1 protein-coding gene is annotated in these 331 nt (G+C 67.4%); it reads right to left on the bottom strand.

Features of this window, described 5'->3' with window-relative positions:
- On the bottom strand, nucleotides 1–193 hold a 193-nt coding region (locus BN358_RS27855; protein WP_232233281.1), incomplete at its 3' end, for a hypothetical protein.
- Nucleotides 194–331 lie beyond the last annotated feature (138 nt).

Here is a 331-nt window from a genome sequence, read left to right on the forward strand (position 1 = left end):
GCAGTTCGTCGGCGGCGACGACTCCGTCCTGGATGTCTACCCGACCAGCAGGGAGGGCTACGGCCACCGCGTCGAGGACCTCATCCGCGCCTGCGGGACGCATCCGGCTCGATGCCTTCACCCACACCTGGAAGACCGACCACACGGTGACCGAGACGGACTCGGAGGGCCACACCCACACCCGCACGGTCACCGACCATCACTCCGAGGTGGTCTGCGGGTTCGTGCTGCCGTTCGCCCTGCCGTCCCTCTCCATGAACGGGCGCAGGGTGGGGGAGAAGGTCCGCTTCGAGAGCACCGATTTCAATAGCGCGTTCACGGTGCGCACGGA

Origin of the sequence: Sedimentibacter sp. B4 (assembly GCF_000309315.1) — a bacterium.
Classification (GTDB): Bacteria; Bacillota; Clostridia; order Tissierellales; family Sedimentibacteraceae; genus Sedimentibacter; species Sedimentibacter saalensis.